This is a genomic window from Trichocoleus sp. FACHB-90, from assembly GCF_014695505.1.
GTDB classification, from domain to species: Bacteria; Cyanobacteriota; Cyanobacteriia; order Cyanobacteriales; family FACHB-T130; genus Funiculus; species Funiculus sociatus.
Genome location: NZ_JACJOK010000045.1, coordinates 1 through 5,155, shown reverse-complemented (window position 1 = coordinate 5,155; position 5,155 = coordinate 1). Strand labels below are relative to the sequence as shown.

Genomic DNA, 5,155 nt, shown 5'->3' with positions numbered 1-5,155 from the left:
ACGAAGAGGTTATGGGTTTAGAAACTTCAACAATTTCAAATTAAGAAGTTTTCTGACTTGGCATTTTGCCAGCTAATTTCAGTTTATTTTACATACCATGTTCGGTAGAGCCGGATAAAGTAAAGGCGTTGAAGTTAGCGATCAACGGACGATCTACAGGCGATCTACACGCTACCTGTTGTGTCGAATTCTGAGTGTAAAGCGATCGACGGGCGATCTACAGACGATCTACGAGCGATCTAACGAAGGAATAAAAATTATGGCCAGAAAAAGGATTCAAGCGTACCTGGATTTAGGAAGTTCAGCGACCAAGGGAGTGTACTGGTCCGGGGGAAAATTTCATTGGTTGTGGATGCTGCCGCAGTGTAACTTGATGAGTTCAATGCAAATACAAAGGCTGCGGTCAGATTTGGAGGAAGCCAAACCGGAGTCAAGCGCTTTTGTGCAGCTAGGGGAAAAAGTGTATTCAGTAGGAGCGCTAGCGCGTGCGTTCTCTGGGGACAGTGGGATTGTTTTGCCCAAAAAGGAAAGAGCAGTTTACAAGGTGCTGGCGGCTATTGGAGTGATGGCTCTACATGAGGGAGTGGGTGACGAATTTGAGTTGGACTTGGGGGTGGTGCTGCCCTTGGCAGAATATTGGCAAGACCGGGAGAAGTTAGCGGCTGCAATCAATGAAGCGGCAGCGTCTTTCGGATTCAGGGGGCGATCGCTATCTGTGCATCTGGGAACGGTTCAAATGCGTCCAGAAGGGGTGGGGCTGTACATAGGACGACGAATACAGCTGTTAAAGGAAGATGTGGATGTGACGACCAAGGTGATTACAGTTCTAATGTTTGGGCATCGCAACCTGAGCATTTTGACGTTTGATAAAGGATCGCCCCCCACAGAATCGAACTCCTCAAGTCAGGGACCGGGGTTCGTTGAGTATTTGAAGCAGGTAGCAGCAGAATGCTCCTTTGTAGCACCGGACGATCCGGCGTTACTGGAAGCGATTTTGTCTGGGGCAGACCAAATGCGGGTGCAGGGAAGATCAGAAGTGTTTCCGATTAAAGCAGCCAAGGCTCTGGCGCTGGAATATTACTTGCAAAAGGTAGGAGACTTTCTGATTCAGCATCTGCCATCTGTGAATGGTGAGTTGTTGATATCGGGGGGAGCAGCTTATCAGATGCGAGAGCAACTAACCAAGTGGTTCAAAGACAGGAGTATGCTCTCGTCCGTTATTTGGTCGGACGCCCTTGTCAAAGAATTTGAGTATTTTCTGCCAGGTGGGACATCTACGGTAGATGCAATTCGATTGGCAGACGCATTTGGGTTATTCAAGGCGCTGACCGAAGCGAAGGCTATGAACAGAGCAGCTGCGTAGGGTGGGATAAAAAGCAATGCCACGATCTAAACAAATTAGACCTTGCCTTGTAATTGATTCCAAGGAGGATGAGGTGCTGGCTGATTATTGCCAAAATCCCCCCCACCCGTACCATACGACAGCGGAATTAGTTCGTCTGGCGCTGGAATCTTTCTTTTTACCGTTAGCGGCTCAGAGTGCGGGGATGGAAAAAGATGTAGTGGTTGAGTTAGCGATCGCTGCTGTCAGCAGGTTGCAAGCTCAGGTAGAGGAGATTGCCAGAAAGTGCGGTTTGGGACGGACACAAAGAAATGAAGCTCCTGTTTATTCATTTGTTGGTGAAGATATGAACTCTGTGGCTTCTAAAGAAGTTGCAGCTATGCCGAGCGAGGTGAGTGAAGAAAAGGTGAGTCATCCAAGTTGGGAAGCGCAAGATCCGTATGGAATGTGACGAGAGATTGGATGGTCGGTCGCTTGCATTCCAATCGCACGTATCAGACGCTCGCGTTTCTTGAAAACTTAGATTTGGAGCAAAAGTCAAATGAGTACCAAAAAGAAAGCAGACATCAAACATTTAATTCATTTAGTTGGGGGAGAGAAAGGCGGCGCAGGAAAGACGCTTTTCGCTAGAACGATGATTCAGTATTGCCTTGATAGGAGAGTAAACTTCCAAGCCGTAGAGGCGGATCTTAGTAATCCGGATGTGGCGGATGTTTACAAAGGGTTGTGCGAAGTGGCGCAGTTTAGCGATGATGAAAGACTAGCGAAGGAAGCGGATAGGATTTTTGAATGGGCGTTGGAGAAGTCCATAATCGTCAATCTACCGTCACAATCTTATAAATTTGTAAAAAGGTGGATTGAAAAGAATGATTTGATTGAGTTAGGGCAGCAAAATGGGATAGGCTTTGTACACTGGTTTGTTTGCACTAGCGGGCATGACAGCGTGCAGCTCTTTTTAACTTCTATCCAACAGTTCCAGGGCAAAATTCCTCATATCTTAGTAAAAAACATGGGATTGCGAGATGACTGGAAAGCGGTGGAGGATAGTAAAGAATTTAAGAAAGTAACCGGACAGTTCAAGCCTCATAGCAGCATTGAATTTCCCAAACTGGATTACTTTGAACGCGACACAATTGATAGAGAGCGGTTGAGATTTGACGAAGCAAAGGAATGCAAACAATTCGATTTTGGAATTGTTAATCGCCAGCGGGTTCATAATTTTCTCAGGGATGCTTATGCACAGATAGACATAACTAAGCTGTTTGATGGTGAGGCTAAGAAGCCTGGTCTAGACAACAATTCTTCCGATACTCCCAGCAAGCAGGCTTCTTCGGGGGACGATCCTGTTAAAAACCCAGAAGCTGCTTAGAGGGGGAAGGATGACCGACTCTGAATTTAAGACGAGAATATTGCTAGACGCTGCCTTGGAAGGGAAATCAGACGACTTCCGGCGCAAGGTATTGGATCTGGTAGCCAAGGTTGACATCCGACAAAATGACCCACTGTTTCTGGTATTGATAGCGACGGGGAGACTGGAAGTGCTGCTGGAGGAAGCGCCCCAAGATTTGGAGCATCTCTTTGCAGGATGGACTCAAAGGATGGAGCGTACTTTTGATTTGGCGGGAAGCGCGATACTGGAGAACCAAAAGTTAGCGATCGCAAAGGCGGCAGGTGACTTAATTCGGACTGCTGAAAGGCAAGAAGCAAGACGCTTTTTTGGTTCCCTAATGCCAGCCGTGCTGGTGCTATTATCCCTTCTGGGGCTAGGCATCGGGATGGGAGCCACAATACCTCCCTATCTGCAAGGTGGGTACGTGAAAGAGACAAAGCTAACAGCGGACGAAGTAGACGCCCTGCGCTGGGCAAAATCAAGTGAAGGAAAGTTTGCTCGTAACCTGATGCGGTGGAATTCAGAATATTTAGACAATCTGGAATGCGTTAAAGATGTGAAGCGTCTGAATGTGGTGCTTCAACTTGGTTCAAAACCTGCCACCGATGGATTTTGTACGCTCTGGGTTAAGCCGCCAAAGGAGCGTCATTTCAAGGACTGAACGCTGGTGCGCTCTTTACCCCAAAGTTGACCAACTTGGTCACTTTATGCTTCCAAAACGTCTTGGACAAATTATGCTTTCGAGTTAGCTGAAAGGTAAATTTCATAAGAAGAGAAGAGCATTTTCATGCTTTGTTGCGAGTAGTTGTCATTGTCAGCTGCTCTAAACTACAGAAGTCACTGACAGTAATCGCAAGTCGCTTCGGCAGTGTTATTTAAAGTCTAAGTTTGCCACCCATTAAAGCAAGAGCTTACCGGACGCGAGGTGACAAGGCTGACGGTTACGAGAGTGCGATCGCTTCATGCGTGAGTTTGTTTAAACTATAACGCAAGCCGAAAGTGCTTTTTTAGAGGATAACTAAAGCCGTGAGCCATAGTTGGTAAATCTGTATATGGTAAGCTTTTCGTCTCAATGGAGAAAGGTTGTGCCTAACCTTAGTAACTTAAAGTCACATCGGCAAGCTTATGCTTCCAAATCATTTTATAATTCAGCAACACCCTGCTCCTATGGGAGTCAGTGAATGCTACGCAATACCTTGGCCTGCTGGCGGTAGAATTTCAAGCTACCCCATTTGGAAGCAAGTTCCGAAAGTCTGCATAATTACGGGCTAATAAGCGGTTGATCAGCTCTATTGCAGCTTTGCGAGTCTCTTCATCTCCACTTTGAAGGCTAGTAGATAGAATAGCGCGGCTTGATTCCTGCTCACCGTAAATCAACCATTTAGCACGGCTTCCGTCGGCTATTAAGCCCAAGCACTTGATTGCTTCCCTTGGTATGGAGAAGGCGATTTTTTCAAGGTAACAGAGAACATTTCTATCGTCATTAACGTCTTTGCTCAATTTGAGTACTTCCATTAACTGAGCGCTCGCCCATTTGTTCTCAAACTTGCCCGAAGTAAACCACAAGCCAAAAGTTTTCAGTTCCGATGTAGGGATTGCAGACGCTGACGAACTATAAATCATACCGATCCGCCATTCCCAAAGTCGCTGTAGCCGCTCAAGCAACTCAGGTGTCACTTCAGACTGGTTGTGAGAAAGCAACCATCCAAAGTTCCTCATAAAGCATTCTCGGTATAGCTCTGGGGCTTTTTCAAAAAAACTTTCAAGTAGTAGATCCGGCGCTCCAAGTTCCAGTTCCCCGTTCCAGTACAACTGGATCAAATGTTTAGGTAGAAGTTGGTCGAACTCGGACAGATACTGCGTTTCGTGAGTAGGCATACCAAGTCGCTCAATAGCTTGACTGTACTCCTCTCGCAAAATGGTAAATACATGAGTGTCAGCAGGATAGGAAGTAACGTAGCCTTCCCATGCTGCGGCGCGTAGCTCTTGAAGAGCCTGGTTTTTAGGAAAAATCCTCCCCAGATTCTTAGTTATCCAGTCCGAGTCAAGATTCATCAGATCGGTGAGGCATTTACCGTAAACAGAGCGGATTACAAGGGATGGATCTTGCTCTGGGTCGAGATGGCGTTCAAGAACTTTCCACACTTCAGGAATCTCGTCGAAGTCTCGCGCTGCTTGGTTCTCACGCTCCTCTTCTTTCTGTAAGTGCTGTTTCACCCAAAGGGCATATTGGACGACTGTATGCATTGCCTTGCCACGAACAGTGCTAACGGAAGCTTCGATAGGTCTTGCATTTGAGTAACGATACTGAGGCGATGTGCAACTTATCAATCTGCAATTAAACCATCGAACTGTAGAAGTGATCGACCACTGAGACGATTGAGAAAGCAACAGACTGTGTGAGCCAATAGCTTGCGGTTCAG

General features: G+C 46.6%; 5 protein-coding genes. 4 read left to right on the top strand and 1 reads right to left on the bottom strand.

Annotated features, from left to right (window positions below; translation table 11 throughout):
• The first annotated feature begins 259 nt into the window (after positions 1-259).
• The 4 genes from H6F74_RS13055 to H6F74_RS13040 all read left to right on the top strand — a co-directional run bounded on the left by H6F74_RS13055 (position 260) and on the right by H6F74_RS13040 (position 3,393).
• On the top strand, positions 260-1,363 hold the full coding sequence (locus tag H6F74_RS13055) for a ParM/StbA family protein (RefSeq protein ID WP_190441654.1): 1,104 nt from the start codon (positions 260-262) through the stop codon (positions 1,361-1,363).
• A gap of 16 nt (positions 1,364-1,379) precedes the next feature.
• Positions 1,380-1,793, top strand: coding sequence for a hypothetical protein (locus H6F74_RS13050; RefSeq protein ID WP_190441652.1), 414 nt, complete (start codon positions 1,380-1,382; stop codon positions 1,791-1,793).
• 90 nt (positions 1,794-1,883) lie between these two features.
• Positions 1,884-2,711, top strand: coding sequence for a mobilization protein (locus H6F74_RS13045; protein WP_190441651.1), 828 nt, complete (start codon positions 1,884-1,886; stop codon positions 2,709-2,711).
• A 10-nt stretch (positions 2,712-2,721) separates the two neighbouring features.
• Positions 2,722-3,393 (top strand): DUF6753 family protein, encoded by a 672-nt coding sequence (locus H6F74_RS13040; protein WP_190441649.1) that lies wholly within the window; start codon positions 2,722-2,724, stop codon positions 3,391-3,393.
• A 557-nt stretch (positions 3,394-3,950) separates the two neighbouring features.
• Here H6F74_RS13040 and H6F74_RS13035 read toward each other — a convergent pair.
• Positions 3,951-5,155: hypothetical protein (locus H6F74_RS13035; RefSeq protein WP_206756314.1), on the bottom strand; the 1,205-nt coding region annotated here is incomplete at its 5' end.

Bases quoted from the DNA above. Each gene is read 5' to 3' on its own strand.
- H6F74_RS13040 (WP_190441649.1), top strand. From the start codon at position 2,722: ATGACCGACTCTGAATTTAAGACGAGAATATTGCTAGACGCTGCCTTG.
- H6F74_RS13050 (WP_190441652.1), top strand. From the start codon at position 1,380: ATGCCACGATCTAAACAAATTAGACCTTGCCTTGTAATTGATTCCAAG.
- H6F74_RS13055 (WP_190441654.1), top strand. From the start codon at position 260: ATGGCCAGAAAAAGGATTCAAGCGTACCTGGATTTAGGAAGTTCAGCG.
- H6F74_RS13045 (WP_190441651.1), top strand. From the start codon at position 1,884: ATGAGTACCAAAAAGAAAGCAGACATCAAACATTTAATTCATTTAGTT.